The organism is Williamsia soli, from assembly GCF_017377795.1.
Lineage (GTDB): Bacteria > Actinomycetota > Actinomycetes > Mycobacteriales > Mycobacteriaceae > Williamsia > Williamsia soli.
Window position 1 is genome coordinate 15,458 of record NZ_JAFRDR010000003.1, and the last position, 18,870, is coordinate 34,327.

Here is an 18,870-nt window from a genome sequence, read left to right on the forward strand (position 1 = left end):
TCAGTTTCGCGTCCGGCGACGAGAGTTCAGGCGCGCGATCGTAATCTGAGGGGGTCAGAAAGTCAGGTCGGTGGGATCATCCAAGAATTCGTTGCGGCAGAACTCAATCAGGGCGAGAGACCGTCGTGTCTGCCGAAGTCCAGACGGCCAGGCCAGGACCATTCTTCGTTCTATGGCGACATCGATGATGGGTTTGGCGACGACGGGCCGGCCTTCGTAGCTGATGTTGATGGGCCAGCGTTGGATGAGGATGGAGTATCCGATGCCGCGCGCGACGAGTCCGCGAACGACTTCAATGTTCGAGCTGAAGTGTCTGATTCGCGCGGTGAGTCCTAGGGAGGCAAGCATTTGGGCGGCGTTGCGGGCGCTGGGGACGTCGAACATGATCAACGGTTCGTCGGCGAGGTCTGCCAGGCGTACTGCTGGGTGGCTTGCGAGCCGGTGGTCGGCCGCGAGGATGACGTAGGGCTTGGTGGTCCGGACGACGGTAGAGTCGAGCCCATCGCGGAGATCGTTGCCGTAGAGGAATCCGATTTCGCATCGACCGTCAGTGAGGGCTCCGACGATCTCGTCGGCGGAGCCTTCGAGGACCTGGACGTCGAGGCCGTCGTGATGGCCACCGAAGTCGTCGAGCATTGGCGGTATGACGAACGGGGCCAAGGTGGAGTAGCAACCGACCGATAGTGTGCCGGTGATTTCGTTCTGGGTAGCTCCGGCACTGGCTTGCAGCTCCTCGGCGGCTGCGAGGATACGGCGCGCGTCTGCCAGGACTCGCGCTCCGGCGGCGGTGAGGGTGACCGCTTTGGCCTTGCGCCGGATGAACAGAGCTGTCCCGAGACGGTTCTCGAGCTCCCCAATTGCCTGAGACACTCCCCCTGCAGAAGCGTGCGATGCGGCCGCAGCCGCGCTGATTGATCCCGTGTCGGCGATAGCTACGAGGTATTCGAGCTGGTGAAGCGTGTATTTCACGGCCATCACATTTCCTTAACGCAGACGTTGATTCTTATAGTTTTACATGCCTTGTGAGGGGTGTCACTGTGGTTCTAGACAGAAACACGTGGTGCCCGTACACCAACTACTCAGGCAGCGCCGCACCACACAGTCGACGCCACCCCATCGCTGTGGGACAAGGAGCTCAAAATCATCGAAATCAACTGCGTCTTCGCGCCGTCCATGAACACCCCGGATCAGATCGTCCTCGCCGAAGAACTCGGCTATCAGCGTGCGTGGGTGTACGACGTCATGGTCGACGACGCACCCGTCACTGCACCTGCCTGACACCGCTGCAGCGGCCGGGCCTGTCGGGGCGGGGTCATCGCAGAGTATGCCGCGCAACAGTTTGAGTTCGCCGAGCACATTGAGTGTTCGGCCCAACAAGGAAGCATCACGTTCATGCCTTACTTCACACAGGTCGGTTCCATCCCCCGCAAGCGGCACACTGCTTTTCGGCAGCCCGATGGCACGTTGTATTCCGAAGAGCTGATCGGCGAAGACGGCTTTGTAGGCGATACTTCCCTGCTTTATCACCGCAATCCGCCCAGTGCGCTCACCGCGATCGAGGCAGTCACAGTCGTCGATGAGGGGCTGCACGCCAATCACCCCCTCTCGCCGCTGCATCTGACCCCGCACAGTCTGCCCATCAAGGGTGATGCGGCACTGGACCGAGTTCTGTTGCTGGCCAACGACGACGTCAGGATCGCCTACGCGGTAGCCACCGAAGACAGCACGCTCTACAAAAACAGCACCGGCGACGAGCTGGCCTACGTCGAGAGCGGCAGCGGCGTGTTCGAGAGCACCTTCGGGCGCCTGGAAATCAGCGAAGGCGATTACGTCATCGTCCCGACCTCGACCATCCACCGGTGGACGGTCACCGGTGACGACGAGCTGCGCCTGTTGTTCGTCGAGGCCGTCGGGCACATCGACCCGCCCAAGCGGTACCTCTCCGATCGCGGGCAGTTCATCGAGGGCACCCCGTACTGCGAGCTCGACATCCGGCGGCCCACCGAACTGGTCTTCGGGGAAGGCACCGATGTCCCCGTCGTGGTGCGCACACGATCGGGACTGACCCGGAATCTGCACAAACACCATCCGTTCGACGTGGTCGGATGGCATGGCGGCATGTATCCGTGGAGCTTCAACATCAGAGACTTCGAACCGATCACCGGCAGCCTGCACCAGCCGCCGCCGCAGCATCAGATCCTCGAAGCGCCCGGCTTCGTAATGTGCAACTTTGTCCCGCGGATGCTCGACTACCACCCCAACTCGGTACCGATCCCCCCGTTCCATTCCAACGTCGACAGCGACGAGGTCCTGTTCTACGCCAAGGGCCAGGCGAAAACCCGCACTGGCACCGGCGTCGGACTCGGTTCGATTACCGTGCACCCGGCCGGCTTCATCCACGGACCACACCCCGGCAACACCGAACGCGCACTGGGAGCCACCCGGGCCAACGAATATCAGGTCATGATCGACACCCACCGGCCTCTGCACCTGGCCGGTGTGGTCAACGATTGCACCGACCCCGACTACCCACTGACCTGGGCGACCCTCGAAGAAACAGCACCGCAAACCACTTCAGCGGGGTCGACCGATGCGTGAGCTGCTGCCGGTCCCCATGCAGTCCGCGATGGGCGGGGACGTCTACTCCGGCATCGCCCGCGCTTCCGGAACGCTGTGGTGCGGCCGCGAACGCGCCGGCTCCGGCACCTCTGACACCGTGCTGGTGTTCTGTCATCCCAGCTCCAACTTCGTCGGACACTATGCCCTCGACCCGACAGCGGCCCTCGGCGTCGACGCGGTCGGTGTGGTCACCCGCTACGCGGGCAACGACACCCAAGTCATTCTCGAGAACTGCATCGAAGACCTCGGCTCGATCATCACGCACCTGCGCTGCACCGAGGGATACAAACGCATTGTCCTGGTGGGCAACTCCGGTGGCGGCGGTCTCGCCGCTCTCTACCAGTCGCAAGCCGAATCCCCCACCATCACCGATGCACCCGGCGGCGGCGGAAGCGACCTGACCCGCGCCGAGCTGCCCCCGGTCGATGCGCTGGTGATGCTCAACGCCCATGCGGGCCGCGCCGACCTCCTGCAGGGATGGCTCGACCCGTCGATCGTCGACGAAAACGATCCCTTCACCCGTGCCGGCGACCTCGATCTTTTCGCGGACCGCCAGGTCCCGCTCGACCCCGAGTGGGTCGAGGCCTACCGCGCCGGCCAGAGCGCCCGGATGAACCGGATCACGGGCTGGGTCAAAGGCCAGCTCGCCGAACTCACCGACCGCTACGCAGATGCGGTGCCCGATCTACCTTTTCGGGTGCACGGTACCTGCGCGGACCCCCGCTTTGTCGATGTCACCCTGGACCCCTCCGACCGCGAGCCGGGCACGCTGTGGGGCGATGCGCAATCGGCGAACCTGCGGCCGGTGACGTTGGGCAGCTTCAGCACCCTACGGTCCTGGCTGTCGCAGTGGAGCGTCGAGGACACCCACGGTTACGGCCCCGACTGCCTCCAGCACGTCACGGTGCCGGTGTTCGTCGCCTACGGCACCGCCGACCGCGGATGCTTCCCCTCGATGGCCACCGCCCTCTACGAGGGCGTCACACACTCCGACAAAAAGCTGCTCGCGGTCCACGGCGCGGGCCACTATTTCGATGGCCGGCCTGATCTGGTGGTCAAGACGCTGGACTCGATCATCGCCTGGCTCGACTGAATACCGAGACAGCACCTTGGTGGCCCGAGCAGCGCCAGCACTGTATCCCTGCTCCGGCGATCTTCCGCGGCACCGCTGTCGCGCCCGGTCGTCAACAGGGCGCCACGCCATATCCATCAACATAACGAAAGGGGCCCGCCCATGGACAAAGTCGTCACAACTGCCCACGCCGCGGTCGCCGGCATCGACGACGGAGCGTCTCTCTCCGTCGGAGGCTTCGGGCTCTGCGGCGTACCCAGCGTGCTCATCGACGCACTGCTACGCAAGGGAACCACCGACCTGCACGCGGTGTCCAACAACTGCGGCGTCGACGACTGGGGCCTGGGATTGCTGTTGGCACACAAACGCATTCGCCGTATGACTGCGTCCTATGTCGGCGAGAACAAAGAGTTCGAACGCCAATATCTGCAGGGCGAACTGGAAGTCGAACTCGTACCCCAAGGAACTCTCGCCGAAAAACTCCGCGCCGGAGGCTCGGGCATACCGGCGTTCTACACCGCGACCGGCGTAGGTAGCCAAGTCGCCGACGGCGGCCTGCCCTGGCGGTTCGGCCCCAACGGCGACGTCGTCACCCAAAGCCCTCCCAAGCCGGTCGAAACCATGGAATTCAACGGCCGCACCCGACCCTTCGTACTCGAAAAGGCCATCACCTGCGACTTCGGACTGGTCCGGGCATGGAAGGGAGATCGCCACGGCAACCTGGTATTCCGCAAGTCGGCCCGCAACTTCAATCCACTGGCTGCGATGGCCGGCCAGGTCACCATCGCAGAGGTCGAGATTCTCGTCGAGGCCGGCGACATTGACCCCGATGACGTGGACCTGCCCGGCATCTACGTGCACCGGGTACTGCCCCTCACCCCAGAGCAAGCCGCCGACAAACGCATCGAAAAGCGGACCACGCGTGCACGAAACGCCCCCGTCGAGCCAGCATCTGAGGCTGCGCATGATCAGCCAGCACCGCGCAAGGGATTGAGCAGGGAGCAAATGGCCGCCCGGGCAGCGAAAGAGCTATCCGACGGGGACTACGTCAACCTCGGTATCGGCCTGCCCACGCTGGTTCCCGCCTACGTGCCCGACGATGTCGAGCTGGTCCTGCAGTCGGAAAACGGTGTGCTGGGCACCGGCCACTACCCCTTCGACGGCGACGAAGACGCTGACCTGGTCAACGCAGGGAAAGCCACCGTCACCGTCCGCAACGGGGCCTCGATCTTCGACTCCGCCACCAGCTTCGGCATGATCCGCGGCGGAAAGATCGACGCCGCGATCCTCGGCGCCATGCAGGTCTCCGCCGGCGGCGACATCGCGAACTGGATGATCCCCGGAAAGATGATCAAAGGCATGGGCGGCGGGATGGACCTCGTCGCCGGAGCTCGCAAAGTAGTCGTCCTGATGGAACATCTCGCCAAAGACGGCTCCTACAAAATCGTGAACTCCTGCAGTCTTCCCATCACCGGCCTGGCCGTCGTCGAACGCATCATCACCGACCTGTGCGTCTTCGACATCACACCGGGCGGCCTGGTGCTGCGTGAACTCTCACCCGGAATCACCGTCGACGACATCCGCGCCGCCACCGAACCCACCTTCACCGTCAACTTGAACTAGCACTCTCGTCGAGCGACACAGCCCGCCGGTCGTCTTTCGTCAGCCACCCTCTCTGACAACTCACCACCGCAACCCCGAACCCCAGGGATGGCCCCGCCATGGCCAAAAACAATTAACCCCAACCTTTTAGGAGTACCCCATGTCAACCACCATGCGCGTCGCCCGCCTGCACGAGATCAGTGAACCCATGGTCGTCGAACACCTCCCCGTGCCCGAGCCCCGACCCACCGACGTCCTCGTCCAGGTCAAAGCCTGCAACCTCGTTCCCAACCTGCGGAACGTCCTGGCCTCCTACCACCAGTGGTTCCCGCAACTGCCGCTCCCGAACCTGCCCGCGGTCTTCGGCCTCGACACCACAGGAGTGGTCACCGCGGTCGGTAGCCACGTCACCGACGTCACCGTCGGAGAACGGGTCTACGTCAACCCCGGGCTGTCCTGTGGCGCCTGCCGCGCATGCCGGCGAGGCGAAGATCAGAACTGCGACTCCTACACCTTCATGGGCTACTTCGCGTTCGGCCCCGACGGACAACGCCGATTCGACGCCTATCCCTACGGCGGATTCAGCGAATATCTCACTGCCCCGCAACGCAATCTGGTCAAACTTCCCGACACCGTCAGTTTCGAACAGGGAGCCCGGTTCGGATACCTGGGCACCGGCTTCTCCGCGCTACGCCGCGCCGGCGTCGGCCCCGGCAGCACCATCTTCATCGACGGCATCTCCGGAACCCTCGGACTCGGCACCGCGCTGAGCGCGTTGGCCATGGGAGCCACCCGTATCTTCGGTACGGGCCGCAACGCCGACCTCCTCGAGGACGTCCGCAAAATCGCCCCGGACCGTATTCATGTCGTCGCCGCCGGAACCGCAGACCTACGCACCTGGACCCGTGAACACAACCATGGGGACGGTGTCGACGTGGTCATCGACGCACTAGCGCCCGAAGCCCCCGCCGAGGCCTACCTGCAGGCGCTCAGCACCCTGCGCCGTGGCGGGATCGCCGTCGACATCGGCGGTATGATGGAACGTCCCGCCATCGACATGATCTCGGTGATGTGCCAACAATTAAGCATCCTGGGCAGCCTCTGGTTCTCCACCGCCGAAGCCCAAGACATGGCAGACCTCGCCGGCACCGGACAACTTGATTTGTCCGTCCTCGAACACCACACCTTTACTCTGGAAAAGATCAACGAAGCCCTCGAGAACCTTCCGACGCGCCACGGCGGCTTCTCCAACTTCATCCTGACCCCCTGATCGCGGGCAGCAGCCAGACCATCTCCAGCCGACATGTCACCGGCATCAGGAAGGTCTGGCTCAAGCTCCTAAAGACACCGGACCGCAACAACATCAGGATCGTCAAGGCTCGGCCTGAATGCTGATCCCGGCAGGATACCTGTCGGCCTGAAACGACACCAGCTTCTCCGTGATGCGATTGTTCCTCGACTTTGCCTCGCTGGTTTCTACCTTCTCCGAGCCACCAGCACCGACAGTCAGAAAAGATGACTCGCGGTGGCGATGAGTGTTTCCGCGCGCCTGGTGAGCTTCGACGCTTCCGGCCACGCCAGAACAACCTGTCGATCTTCGGTCTCGTCGCGAATATCGATGGCTTTCAATGGCTTACCTTCGTAGCTGATGTCCACGGGCCACCTCTGAACGAGGATTGAGTACCCGAGCCCTCGCGCAACGAGGCACCGCACGACTTCGATGTTTCCTGTGACGTGACGAATGCGCGGCGTGAGTCCCTGTTCTCGCAGCATCTGAGCGGCGTTTCGCGCACTGGGTGCATCGAACATGATCAACGGCAGGTCGGCGACCTCTGCCAACGACACATCCGGCTGGTGTGCGAGTGGGTGGTCGCCGGCGAGGATGATGTAAGGCCGAGCGGTATTGACCGCCGCTGTCGACAGTGAGGTGTTGCTGTCCCCGCTGTACAGAAACGCAACCTCGCAGCGACCCTCGAGGAGCGCAACCCGCATCTCTTCACCAGCACCCTCGATGACGTTGACCTCGAGTTCGGGGTGTAAGGACGCGAAGTCGTCGAGCACCGGCGGAATGACAAACGGTGCGAGAGTCACATAACAGCCCACCGTCAGGGTGCCCTGCAGAGCTTCACTCAGCGAATGTGCATCTCGTTTCAGTTCGCTCGCCGCTTCGAGAAGACGGCGGGCATCCGACAGAACACGGGAACCCGCCTCGGTCAGCACCACACCCTTCGCCTTCAACCTGACCAGCAGCTGAACCCCGATTTTCTTCTCTAGATCTGCAATGGCCAGCGACACCCCTGCTTGTGAGGCATGACAGGCGACCGCAGCGGCACTGATGGAGCCCAGACGTGCAGCAGCCTCGAAGTACTCGACCTGGCGGAGGGTGAAATCAGAAGGCATAAGCAGAACCAATCTTTAACGTCGTAAAAACCAGTTTTTCACATCTTGTGATCAGTGTCATATTTGAACGATCCCGATGGTTCACGACACAAAGGAAAGCCATGACAACGTCATTTGCGGCCGGAGTTCGGATCGCCGAACTCGCTGCCGATCCGTACCCGGCCTACGCCCGGCTGCGTACCGAGGAACCGGTCGCCTGGGTACCCGAGCTGGGCCGTTACCTGGTGACGAAGTTCGAAGACGTGATGTTCGTCGAACGCCATCCTGAACTCTTCAGTTCAGTGGAGGAGCCGTCGATGATGACGCGGGCCATCGGGAACACGCTCCTGCGCCAGGACGGTGACCCGCATCGCCGTATCAGGAAGGCTGCGGAAGGCCCGGTCCGCCCGAAGATGATCAAAGACCGCTGGGCCGCAGCGTTTCAAGCCAACGCCGATCAGTTGATCGATGGATTCATCACAGACGGCAAAGCCGATTTGGTGAAGGACTTCGCCGGCCCGCTGGCCGCCACCAATCTCGCGACCATTCTCGGGTTGCGCAATGCCACCGCTACTGACATGCAGCGCTGGTCGCAGGCGTTCATCGATGGTTGCGGCAATTACGCCGAGGACCCTGAGGTGTGGCGACGCTGCGAGATCGCCCGCGCCGAACTGGATCAGGCGGTCACCGACGCGTTACCCGACGCTCGGCAGATTGCCGAGCCGACCGTGATTTCCTCGATGGCCCACGCCGATGGCGCGCTGACCGACGACGAAATCCGAACCAACGTCAAGATCTTCATCGGCGGCGGGATCAACGAGCCCCGTGATGCCACGGCTGTGGCAATGTACGGATTGCTCGCTCATCCTGACCAACAAGCACAGGTGATCGCCGGAGAAATAGGCTGGCGCAAAGTCTTCGAAGAAGCCGTTCGGTGGATCGCTCCCATCGGAATGTATCCCCGCCAGGTGACCGATACCGTGGAACTCGGCGGAAAGACGCTCAAAGCCGGTGACAAAGTAGGCGTGAGCATCGCCTCGGCAAACCGCGATGAGGCAGTCTTCGACTGTCCCGACGAATTCGATGTGCATCGAGATGGCGCCAACCATCTGGCGTTCGGCGGCGGTCCACACTTCTGCCTGGGAACCTGGGTGGCCCGGATCTCGATAGCAGATATTGCGTTGCCGACGATATTCCGTCGCCTCGCGGACCTCACCCTGGTCGAACCCGACACCGTACGAATGGACGGATGGGTCTTTCGTGGGCCACTGACCCTTCCGGCCACATGGACGGCGGAACACCCCCATGCCTGAGATCAGGTTCGTTCAGCCGGACGGCGAGGTCAAGCCGGTCGATGCTCCGACCGGGGTCAGTGTGATGAAAGCTGCTGTGAGTGCGGGCATTCCAGGAATCTTGGCGGAATGCGGTGGCCAAGCAATGTGCGCCACCTGCCACATTCACATCCAGTTCACACCATCTCCCTTGCCCGAGGTCGGCGAAGAAGAAGACGAGATGCTCGAATGTGCGCTGTCACCACGAATGGAGAGTAGTCGGCTCAGTTGCCAACTGTCCGTGACCGATGAGTTGGACGGCATGGTCGTCTATGTTCCTGCCGAGGACCTATGACTGCCGGAGTGGTCGTCGTCGGATCGGGGCAAGCGGGTACCACAGTTGCCACGAGCCTGCGAGACCGTGGTTTTGACGGCAGCATCAACCTCGTCGGCGCTGAACCTCACCTCCCGTACGAACGACCACCCCTGTCGAAGCAGTATCTGATCGATCCCGATTCACAGCTCGACCTGAACCTGCGGCCGGCGGACTTCTACCACGACCGAGACATCCGCTTGCAGCTCGGACGCACGGCGGTCACCATCGACCGCAACAAACACTCGGTGCTGCTCGACGACGGTCAGACGCTGGACTACACCGTTCTGGTACTCGCCACCGGCACCCGTCCACTCGTTCCCGACCTGCCCGGCAAGGCTCTTCGCGGAGTTCATGTCCTACGCACGATCGATGACGCCCAACGACTGCGTGACGAGATGGTGTCGTCTGACCACATCACCGCTGTCGGCGGAGGCTTCATCGGAATGGAGATGGCGGCGGCAGCCCAGAAGCTCGGAATCCAGTCATGTGTGCTCGACATCGCTGATCGCATCCTTCAGCGCGCGGTTACACCCACCATGAGTGAGTACCTGACCGCGTTCCACCGGCAGCGGGGAACTGCACTGCACCTCGGGACGGGTCTCACCGAGATAGTCGGCACCAACAACCGGGTATCGGCAGTTCTGACCAGCACGGGAAAGCGCATCGACACAGACACTGTGGTGCTGGCCGTGGGTGTCCGCCCGAACACCGAAATCGCCTCGGCTGCAGGCCTTGGCGTCGACAACGGAATCGTCGTCGACAATTACTTGCGCACCAGCGACCCGAATATCTTTGCCATCGGAGACTGTGCGAACTTCCCCGACGCGGTCTCGGGTCGAATACGACTCGAATCAGTGCAAGCAGCCACTGATCACGCGCGTTTGGTGGCGAACCAGATCGCCGGCGAGACGGTGGACCCGTATCTCGTCGTCCCTTGGTTCTGGAGTCACCAAGGGCCGATGAAACTGCAAATCGCCGGACACACCGACAGATCTGACACCGACATCCTGCGCGGTGATCCCACGCTGGGAAAGTTTTCGGTCTACCGGTACACCGACGGGCGGCTGCGAGCCGTCGAATCGGTCAATCGACCCTCCGATCACGTGGTCGCACGCCGCCTACTCGCAGCAGGCGTGTCGCCCACCGCCGAGGAGCTCACCGCCGTCGTCGATGTGCGCTCACTCATTCCACCCGTCGCCATCACCGTCTGACTCTCAACGAGGAGAACACCATGGAAATCAATTGCGTCTTCCCACCCGCGCTCGCCACACCTGACCACATCGTCCTGGCCGAAGAACTCGAATACCAACGAGCGTGGGTCTACGACGTCCCCGTCTCCTACGCAGACACCGGCGCGACCGTGGCGGCGGCTGCTGCCCGCACCTCGACGATCCGGCTGGGGGTCTCGGTCTTCACACCGCACCTGCGGCACCTCACAGCGAACGCCGCGCTGATCGCCCACCTTGCGACCGTCGCACCCGGCCGATTCGACACCGGCGTCGGCGCCGGGTTCACCAGCTCCACTTACCTGGGCCGAAAGCCATCCCGGTGGGCCTACGTCGAGGAATACGTACTCGCTCTGAAAGAGCTCCTTGAGGGCAACGAGATCGAATGGGAGGGAAAGACACTCAGTCTCATGCACAGTCCAGCGTCGGGCATCAGTTATCCCATCGACACCACATTCTGGATCGGCGCGCACGGCCCCAAAGGCTTCGGCGTCGCCCAGCGGCTAGGTGCGGGTGTGGTCACCAACCCCACGCACGGTGACAATCCCGTTCCCTACGACGGTGCGTGCAACCTCACCTACTACGGCACAGTCCTCGACGATGGCGAAGAAATCGACGCGCCTCGTGTCCTCGACGCTGCAGGTCCGGGTGCCTCGCTGGCTCTGCACATGGGGGAACACGGGCCGCTCGCCGGAATGCCCGAAGCCATTGGCTACGCGGCCGCAATCGAATCCGTTCCGGCGAACCGGCGTCACCTCGAGCTGTACCGCGGCCACCTGATCGAACCCAACGCCACCGACGTCAAGTTCATCACCGGAGACGTCATCCGGCAGGGCACGATGACCGGGACCCGCACCGAGATTGCGGCCATCCTGCAACGATTGGAGGATGCGGGCGCGAGTGCAGTGCTGTATCAACCCGCAGGTACCGACATACCCCGAGAACTCAAAGCATTCAAAGAAGCCGCCGAGCTTCGCCATTCACTCACCACCAAGGAGACCCAGCATGCGTAGAGTCGTCACCGGTCATGATGCATCGGGTAAGTCCGTCATCGTCGATGATGGTCAACCACCACGCACGCACGACTTTGCATCCTTCCCTGGATTCTCTTCCACCGTTGCATGGTCTACAGACCCCGCTGTCCCCGTGAGCCCTGACGGCACTGATCCGACTGCGGTTCTGCAGTCGCTGCTGCCGATTCCCGGACAAACCCGACTGATCATCTTGACGCTTCCACCGGACTCATCGATGGCACATCCCTCCTTCGACGGGCCGGGGTATGTTGCCGAGCAACTGCAGCATTCTCCCGGCCTGGCGGAGACCTTCGAACCGGATGGGATGCACACAACACCGACCATCGACTACACCCTGGTGCTCGACGGTGTCGTCACCCTGGAACTCGACGACGGGGTCACCACCGACCTGCATCCCGGAGATCTGGTCGTTCAGAACGCCACCCGCCATGCCTGGCGCAACCGGACCGAAAGCATCGTCACACTCGCCGCCATCCTCATCGGCACTCAAACCAGCTGAAGCTAACTTCGGCGTTGGCCACAGGTTTGAGCGCCAATGAACCATTGGCGCAACAGATTCCAATCTCGAAGTACACAATCGACGTCCTATGAGAGGCGGTCATGGCAGAGCAGGTTCGTGGTGTGGTGTCGGCGGGCAAGGGTGCTCCGACGACCATCGAGACGATCACCATCCCCGATCCGGGGCCACGCGATGTGGTGGTGAAGATCCAGGCGTGCGGGGTCTGCCACACAGATCTGGCCTACCGCGAGGGTGGGATCAACGACGAATACCCGTTCTTGCTCGGGCACGAGGCTGCGGGCATCGTCGAGACCGTCGGTGATCAGGTCATCCTCGTCGAGCCCGGCGACTTCGTGGTCCTGAACTGGCGTGCGGTGTGTGGTGAGTGCCGGGCCTGCAAACGCGGACGCCCGCAGTACTGCTTCAACACCCACAACGCGAGCAAGCCGATGACCCTGGCCGATGGCACCGCGTTGACCCCGGCGCTGGGGATCGGCGCGTTCGCCGACAAGACCCTCGTCCACGAAGGGCAGTGCACCAAGGTCGCTGCCGACGCCGACCCGGCGGTCGTGGGACTGCTCGGCTGCGGCGTCATGGCCGGCCTGGGTGCGGCGATGAACACCGGCGGCGTCGTCCGCGGCGACAGCGTCGCGGTGATCGGCTGCGGCGGTGTCGGTGACGCCGCCATCGCCGGCGCCCGCCTGGCCGGCGCAACCAAGATCATCGCGGTCGATCGTGACGCCCGCAAGCTCGAATGGGCCACCGACCTCGGTGCCACGCACACCATCGACGGTTCGAAGGTCGACGACGTCGTCACCGCGATCCAGGATCTCACCGACGGCAACGGCGCCGACGTCGTGATCGACGCGGTCGGTCGCCCCGAGACCTACACGACCGCGTTCTACGCGCGAGATCTCGCCGGGGTCGTCGTGCTCGTCGGCGTACCGACGCCGGAGATGAAGCTCGAACTCCCGCTAATCGACTTCTTCTCCCGCGGCGGTGCGCTCAAGTCGTCGTGGTACGGCGATTGTCTACCCGAACGCGACTTCCCGATGCTCGTCGACCTGTACCAGCAGGGCCGGTTGCCCTTGGAGAAGTTCGTCTCCGAACGGGTCGGCCTCGACGATGTCGAAGCCGCATTCCACAAGATGGAGGCAGGCGAAGTGCTCCGTTCGGTGGTGATCCTGTGACCGTACGCATCGAGAACGTCGTCACGTCCGGCCAGTTCAGCCTCGACGGCGGAACCTGGGACGTCGACAACATGCGTGACCGTCGAAACTTTTGCCCCATGGACGAAGATGCGCCCGACGAACCAGGGCATCCGTGCGTCATGTGGAGTCGGTTTGGGTCACTCCGACCGGCCCTCAGACGGCCGCCCCCGCTGGAACATCAACATATTTGGGCAAGTGTTGGAAGAACTCAGTACTCCACGCGACATCCCCAGATATCGCAGTCGACGATCAGCGTCTGCTCGGTCCGCGCAGGGCACCGACGTCGAATGAGTGTTTCCCGTATCGGGCGCCCTGAGTTCGCCGTGACATCGTCCCAGTCAAGGCAGAGCCCTGAGCCGACGTAATCTATATTCTCACCGTAATAGATTGTGCAGTAATTAATTTCGTCTACCGTGCCCTGACACACAGCATCGCCGTATGCCCGGCGACGGTAGCCGTTGTCGGCGACTGTGGCGCGCGAGACATCATTGGCGTGGTCGAAGGTAGGGTGCCGATGGGGGTCAGAGCAGGTGTGGGGCGCAGATCTCGAACGTCCGGCGGGCCGGGGCGGTGGGCGCGAAGATCCGCAGTGCGTCCCCGCCGGAGGTGGTGGCAGTGGCGATGACATCGAGACCTGCCGAGGACAGGAACGTTGTCGCCGACAGGTCCAGCACCACCTCATCGAACCGGCTCACCGCCTCGTGCAGAACCTGGGACAAGCGGCCGGTGGTGAGCATGTCGACCTCGCCGCGCACCCGCACCATCGCCAGCGCCGACCCCGCCTCCTCGACCTCGATATCGATGCATGCACCCGGCTCCGACATGGTGGCTGAAGTATCAAGCGCTGCGTTCATCGTCCGTCCTTTACTCCCGGGGTGTGCACATCGTCTCGATCAGAAACCTAACCCAGGCCGGACCTGACCGGAGAGAGCGCCGCGGGTGTCGATGCCCAACCGGAACCATAGGTAACGAAACAGTCACACCCGGCAGGTAGCGTGTACTGACATGATGGAACGCGCGGTGTCCCAGCCGGGATCTCGGCCGTCGGTGATGGCCGCCGGAGACATCTCGTTGGAGGTTGTCATGCAGTTCGCGCCAGTACGGCGCCTGGCCGATGGCGCGCTCGCAGCAGTGGAACTGCAGGTGCGCGGCGTGGCAGGCAGCGCCCTGTCATCGGCGGATGCACTGCGCCGCGCAACGCGGCTGATGGAACAGAAAACCGCCCTCGACCAGCAAAAAATCGTGTTCGCCGACTCTGCCGCGGCCCGCCACATCTCCGAGATACTGCCGGTGCTGATAGCCATCGACCTCACCTCAGTACCTGCCGACGCACTCAAGGCTCTCACCCCGGCCTCGGCGCTACAGCGCCTGGTGCTGTCGGTGTCGCCGGCTCAGTTGCTCGCCCGTCCCCACGACATGCTCGCAGCCATCCGCGCCGCGCGGGGCCAGGGCCGGATGATCTGCGTCGACGGCCTCGGCGTCGAACCCCAAGCGATCGCGATGCTGGCACTGATCGAACCCGACATCATCATCACCGGCCCCGAGCTGCTCGCACGCACGGGCGACCCGGATATGGCCGAACTCGCCCACGCACTGGCCGCCCACGTCGAACGCACCCACGCCGTCGTCGTCGCCGAAGGCGTCGACGACGACCACCGGCGACTCGCCGCCCACACCATCGGCGCCACCTACGGCACCGGAGCCCTCTACCCTTCCGTCAGCAACCCCGCCGACCTACCCATCGACTCACTCGTCCCCCTGCCCCAAGCGCCGGTGTGGTCCACCCCGGCCGCCGGTCGCACCACGCCCTACAAGCTGGCGGCCGCCGCCGGCCAACCGCGCCGCGGCACCAAAAGGCTTCTGGTACAGATGAGTAAATCCCTCGAAGCACAAGCCACCGCGGCCGGACAAGCCATGATCGTCGTCGGCACCTTCCAACACGCCCGCCACTTCACCACCCACACCGCCCAACGCTGGCACGACCTCGCCACCGTCACCGGCTTCGCCGGCGTCTACGGCGTCGGCCTCACACCCATGAGCGACGGCAACGTCCACCACGCACCCCTGCACCCCGACGACGACCTCGTCAACGAATGGACCATCGCCGTCCTCGGCCCCCACTTCTGCGCGCTGCTCGCCGCCCGCGACCTCCACGACAACGGCCCCGATCTCGAACGAACCTTCGACTTCATCCAATCCTTCGACCGACTCACCGTCACCCAGGCCATCCACACCATTCTCACCCGCTTCACCCACACCCGCTGACCACCCCAGCGCCGCGTGACAGCCGCCGAGGACCGGCGTGAGCCGCCCTCTGTGGATCTCAGATGATTGCTTCTGGTACAGCGTTATTGGAGTAGAAATCTCAACGAGTCAACTGGTCGATGATCTCCTGCTGGAATGCGCGACCTGCGTTCCTTCATGCTGTTGCGCGAGGATGATGGCTCCGATTAGCGCGACACCGAGGGTGCCGCCGAGTTGACGAACGGTCTGCACGATGCCCGAGGCCTGCGCTCGGTCGGCGGCCCCGACCCGGCCCAGGGCGTCTGTGTTGACCGGCGAGAACACCAGGCCCAGGCCGAACCCGGTGATCACCATGCTGGGGATTGTCGCAACTGGAGTACGCGGTGCAGATCCGCGACTCCGGCCATCATCGGGCTGTAGTCCAGCAGATCCTGTACGTAGAGAGTCGAGTAGAGAACGATCGCGAGCAGACTGAACTGGGTTGCGAACAGCACCGTCACGTTGCCGAGGAATGCCCGGCGCGCGAGCAACTGGACCTGCACAAGCGGGTCGGACGCCCGGAGCTGCGACCAGACGAAGAACACCGTGACGACGATGCCTGCGGTCAGGAGTCCGAGCGTCTTGGTCGATCCCCACCCCCAGGTGCCCGCCTGCTGAATGGCGTACACAGTCACGCCGAGACCGATGATCATCAGCGCCACCGGGATCGGCTTGATCACCGACGACGGCTGCTTCGCATTGTCAGGACGAGCCCTGGCCACCAGCATGCGCGGAAGGTGGTGACGGGACCGTACTTGGCTCCGAGCGAAGAAGCAGCTACCGGACAGGTGGTGGCACTGCCATACCCCGCTCCGACATGACCTCACGCAGCCTCGTCGGATAGTCCGTGATGATCCCGTCGGCACCGGCCTCGATCTGGGCGTTCATCACGGCGGCGTCGTTGACGGTCCACGGGATCACGGTGAATCCGGCATCGTGTGCGCGGGTCACGAAATCCCGGTTCGCAACCAGGGTGTAGCCGGCGGGCGGAACCTGTCCATCCGGGTAAGGATCGACGTAACCGGGCGAGAGCACCGACACCCCGTCGATCGTCTGTACACCGGCGATCACATTGCCTCCGGCCGCGTCGTAGTCCACCGGACCGAGCCAGGGCGAGTCCTGCTTCCACGTGGTCTCGTCCCACAGCGCCACCAGTGGAATCGACGGCTGAGCCTGGTGCACGAGTGGCAGGGTGCGCCAGTCGAAACTCTGAATGCTCACCCGGTCGACCTTGTCCGCGGCGGTGACAGCGGACAGGATCACATCGACGAACTCCTTGGGCGTCGCGGACTCGGTACGGTTCTCGCCCTCGACCTTCGTCTCGATGTTGAACCGCACGGCGTCGGCGCCGCGCTCGTCGACCAGCTCGAACAATTCGGGGAGTACCGCAATCTTGTTGCCCACCACAGGTTGTGCATCGGGATAACCCTCGAGCACCTTGCCGCAGTCGAGCGTTCGTACCTGAGCCAGCGTCAGCTCATGAACAAGCTTTCCGACGTACGGGAACTGCGGGTCGCCGGGTTCTGCCGGTGCGGTGTCGCTGCACTTGGTCGCGTCGATCTTCGGATCGTGCCAGATCAGCGGTTGCTTGTCCTTGGTCAGCACGATGTCCAACTCCAGGGTGCTGACACCGAGCGACAGCGCCTTGTCGAATGCTTCCAGGGATTCTTCGGTGTACTCACCTCGGCCACCCCGGTGAGCCTGGAGATCGAACGATTCGCCCGACGCCGGCGCCACAGACGCCGAAGAACTGGCCGTGCCACTGTCACCGGCGTCTTCCGAGCACGACACGAGCGCAGCCACCACAGCCGCCGCAGCCACCATCGTCAACGCAGATCGCTTGCTCACACATCTCCCCACACGCAGTTGTCCCGACACCGCGAACCTATCCCGGCCGGTCCGACGCGGCTACCGCACCGATCTCGAATTCACTTCCTGTTACCACTGGCAAGCCTGCAGTCACTATCAGGACCCCGCCGATTCGAACCCTTGAGCACGACCCGGACGGCGGTTAGGGTCCCTAACGTGCACCTGAGCAGCAGACGCAGGAAGAGTGTCGTCGTTTCCGTATTGACCTCCCTGGCAATAGGATTCGGCATCCCGGGCATCGCGACGTCGGCACCCGACGACCACGGGGCGAGTCTGGACCACTTCTACGACACCAGCTCGCTCGTTCCAGGTCCTCCCGGTGCAGTGCTGCGGTCTCAACCGCTGGTGGCGGCAGGTGGCGCGGGCGCGGGTCAGCGCCTGATCTACTCCACCACCGACGTGCACGGCGCACCGATTCCCGTATCCGGCACAATGCTCGAGCCGCGGGTCGGCTGGGGCGGGCCCGGTCCACAACCACTGGCCGTCATCGGCCCCGGCACCCAGGGACAAGGCGATCAATGTGCGCCGTCCCGAATCTTCGACACCGGGTTCCAGCACACCGGGACCAGCACCCACATCAACTACGAGGGGATCTTCGCGTCGACGTTCCTGGCGCAAGGCTTTCGGGTGTTCTTCACCGACTACGTCGGCCTCGGGACTCCCGGAACGCACACGTACGCAAACCGCGCAGAGTCCGGTCACGCCATCTTGGACGGCGCACGCGCGGCCGCGACACCAGACCAGCCAGTGTTGCTGTGGGGTCATTCGCAAGGCGGAGCCGCGGTTGCCTCGGCTGCAGAGCTCGGACCGGGATACGCGCCCGAGCTGAATCTGGTTGCCGGGTATGCCAGCTCGCCACCTGCCGATCTGCTGGCCGTGCAGGAGCACATCGACGGCACCGGATTGGTTGCCGCGATCGGGTACACGATCAACGGCTTCCTGGCCCGGTATCCCGAATTGCGCGAACCGCTCGGCAGCCGATTGAACGATCACGGTCGTGCGGTGCTGGCCGATGTCGCGACTGAGTGCCTGCTCGATTCGCGGGGCAAGTACGGCGGACATTCGACCTCAGAGTGGACCACCGACGGTCGCAGGCTCGACGAGGTCATCCGCGACGTCCCGGTGGCGCGCACAGTCGCCGACGAGCAGCGCATCGGACGCCGCGTCCCCTCCATACCGGTGATGGTGACCGGAGCCCGGCACGACGACTTCATCCCCTACGGTCAGACCGTCGCACTGGTTCGCGACTGGTGCGCCCAAGGAGGCACCGCCGTCCTGAACACCAACGAGCTACCGGCCGTCAATCAGGGCAGCGGAAACAATCACCTGGCGCCGTCGGCGGTCGACTACCCGGTCGGGCTCGGCTTCATCCGCGACCGGCTCGCCGGGATCCCGGTGCGCGGCGCCTGCAACGTCTGAGTGACGGGCT

Annotated in this window: 18 protein-coding genes and 1 pseudogene; 13 read left to right on the forward strand and 6 right to left on the reverse strand. The window is 63.6% G+C overall.

The genetic code is table 11. The features are described from left to right. Positions 1-54 precede the first annotated feature (54 nt). Positions 55-975, reverse strand: a complete 921-nt coding sequence (locus J3S28_RS08660; protein WP_207839658.1) for a LysR substrate-binding domain-containing protein — start codon at positions 973-975, stop codon at positions 55-57. A gap of 417 nt (positions 976-1,392) precedes the next feature. Here J3S28_RS08660 and J3S28_RS08665 point away from each other — a divergent pair, with 417 nt between their 5' ends. From J3S28_RS08665 to J3S28_RS08680, 4 genes are all read left to right on the forward strand, one after another. Beyond that, a complete protein-coding gene (locus tag J3S28_RS08665; protein WP_207839660.1) occupies positions 1,393-2,598 on the forward strand; it encodes a homogentisate 1,2-dioxygenase in 1,206 nt (401 codons plus the stop codon). Further along, positions 2,591-3,712, forward strand: coding sequence for an alpha/beta fold hydrolase (locus J3S28_RS08670; RefSeq protein WP_207839662.1), 1,122 nt, complete (start codon positions 2,591-2,593; stop codon positions 3,710-3,712). Before J3S28_RS08665 ends, J3S28_RS08670 begins: the two co-directional genes overlap by 8 nt. Positions 3,713-3,853: 141 nt before the next feature. Beyond that, positions 3,854-5,314 carry a 3-oxoacid CoA-transferase gene (locus J3S28_RS08675; RefSeq protein ID WP_207839664.1) on the forward strand — a complete coding sequence of 487 codons (1,461 nt, stop codon included), beginning with the start codon at positions 3,854-3,856 and terminating at the stop codon, positions 5,312-5,314. A gap of 139 nt (positions 5,315-5,453) precedes the next feature. Further along, positions 5,454-6,563 (forward strand): alcohol dehydrogenase catalytic domain-containing protein, encoded by a 1,110-nt coding sequence (locus tag J3S28_RS08680; RefSeq protein WP_207839666.1) that lies wholly within the window; start codon positions 5,454-5,456, stop codon positions 6,561-6,563. A gap of 236 nt (positions 6,564-6,799) precedes the next feature. On the opposite strand, the gene J3S28_RS08685 is transcribed toward J3S28_RS08680, so the two are convergent. Then, entirely contained in the window at positions 6,800-7,693 is an 894-nt protein-coding gene (locus tag J3S28_RS08685) for a LysR family transcriptional regulator (protein WP_207839668.1), read from the reverse strand. 101 nt (positions 7,694-7,794) lie between these two features. On the opposite strand from J3S28_RS08685, the gene J3S28_RS08690 reads away from it, so the two are divergent. The 7 genes and pseudogenes from J3S28_RS08690 to J3S28_RS28290 form a co-directional block, all read left to right on the forward strand. Continuing rightward, on the forward strand, positions 7,795-8,985 hold the full coding sequence (locus J3S28_RS08690) for a cytochrome P450 (RefSeq protein ID WP_207839670.1): 1,191 nt from the start codon (positions 7,795-7,797) through the stop codon (positions 8,983-8,985). Next, positions 8,978-9,298, forward strand: a complete 321-nt coding sequence (locus J3S28_RS08695) for a 2Fe-2S iron-sulfur cluster-binding protein (protein ID WP_207839672.1) — start codon at positions 8,978-8,980, stop codon at positions 9,296-9,298. The genes J3S28_RS08690 and J3S28_RS08695 overlap by 8 nt, the downstream gene beginning before the upstream one ends. After that, positions 9,295-10,530, forward strand: a complete 1,236-nt coding sequence (locus J3S28_RS08700; RefSeq protein WP_207839674.1) for an NAD(P)/FAD-dependent oxidoreductase — start codon at positions 9,295-9,297, stop codon at positions 10,528-10,530. Before J3S28_RS08695 ends, J3S28_RS08700 begins: the two co-directional genes overlap by 4 nt. Positions 10,531-10,550: 20 nt before the next feature. Next, complete coding sequence (locus tag J3S28_RS08705) at positions 10,551-11,558, forward strand: LLM class flavin-dependent oxidoreductase (RefSeq protein WP_207839676.1); 1,008 nt, start codon at positions 10,551-10,553, stop codon at positions 11,556-11,558. Next, the gene (locus tag J3S28_RS08710; RefSeq protein ID WP_207839678.1) at positions 11,551-12,078 is read left to right on the forward strand and encodes a cupin domain-containing protein; all 528 of its coding nucleotides are present in this window, start codon (positions 11,551-11,553) and stop codon (positions 12,076-12,078) included. Before J3S28_RS08705 ends, J3S28_RS08710 begins: the two co-directional genes overlap by 8 nt. A gap of 101 nt (positions 12,079-12,179) precedes the next feature. Next, positions 12,180-13,268, forward strand: coding sequence for an S-(hydroxymethyl)mycothiol dehydrogenase (locus tag J3S28_RS08715; protein WP_207839680.1), 1,089 nt, complete (start codon positions 12,180-12,182; stop codon positions 13,266-13,268). Continuing rightward, positions 13,265-13,339, forward strand: a pseudogene (locus tag J3S28_RS28290) (MBL fold metallo-hydrolase); the annotation flags it as partial. The gene J3S28_RS08715 and the pseudogene J3S28_RS28290, both read left to right, overlap by 4 nt. A gap of 471 nt (positions 13,340-13,810) precedes the next feature. Here the strand turns inward: J3S28_RS28290 and J3S28_RS08720 are convergent. Continuing rightward, positions 13,811-14,143 (reverse strand): STAS domain-containing protein, encoded by a 333-nt coding sequence (locus J3S28_RS08720; RefSeq protein WP_207839682.1) that lies wholly within the window; start codon positions 14,141-14,143, stop codon positions 13,811-13,813. 229 nt (positions 14,144-14,372) lie between these two features. Between J3S28_RS08720 and J3S28_RS08725 the strand changes: the two genes are divergently transcribed. Further along, complete coding sequence (locus tag J3S28_RS08725; protein ID WP_207840736.1) at positions 14,373-15,554, forward strand: EAL domain-containing protein; 1,182 nt, start codon at positions 14,373-14,375, stop codon at positions 15,552-15,554. Between the two features lie 108 nt (positions 15,555-15,662). Here the strand turns inward: J3S28_RS08725 and J3S28_RS08730 are convergent, their stop codons facing one another. The 3 genes from J3S28_RS08730 to J3S28_RS08740 are packed head-to-tail and all read right to left on the reverse strand — an operon-like array spanning position 15,663 to position 17,396. Then, positions 15,663-15,887, reverse strand: coding sequence for a hypothetical protein (locus tag J3S28_RS08730; protein WP_207839684.1), 225 nt, complete (start codon positions 15,885-15,887; stop codon positions 15,663-15,665). Beyond that, positions 15,881-16,300: an efflux MFS transporter permease gene (locus J3S28_RS08735; RefSeq protein WP_207839687.1), complete on the reverse strand. Its 420-nt coding sequence runs from the start codon at positions 16,298-16,300 to the stop codon at positions 15,881-15,883. The genes J3S28_RS08730 and J3S28_RS08735 overlap by 7 nt, the downstream gene beginning before the upstream one ends. A gap of 49 nt (positions 16,301-16,349) precedes the next feature. Next, a complete protein-coding gene (locus tag J3S28_RS08740; RefSeq protein WP_207840738.1) occupies positions 16,350-17,396 on the reverse strand; it encodes a glycerophosphodiester phosphodiesterase family protein in 1,047 nt (348 codons plus the stop codon). Between the two features lie 201 nt (positions 17,397-17,597). Here J3S28_RS08740 and J3S28_RS08745 point away from each other — a divergent pair, with 201 nt between their 5' ends. After that, positions 17,598-18,860, forward strand: a complete 1,263-nt coding sequence (locus J3S28_RS08745; RefSeq protein WP_307796977.1) for an alpha/beta fold hydrolase — start codon at positions 17,598-17,600, stop codon at positions 18,858-18,860. The last annotated feature ends 10 nt before the right edge of the window (positions 18,861-18,870 follow it).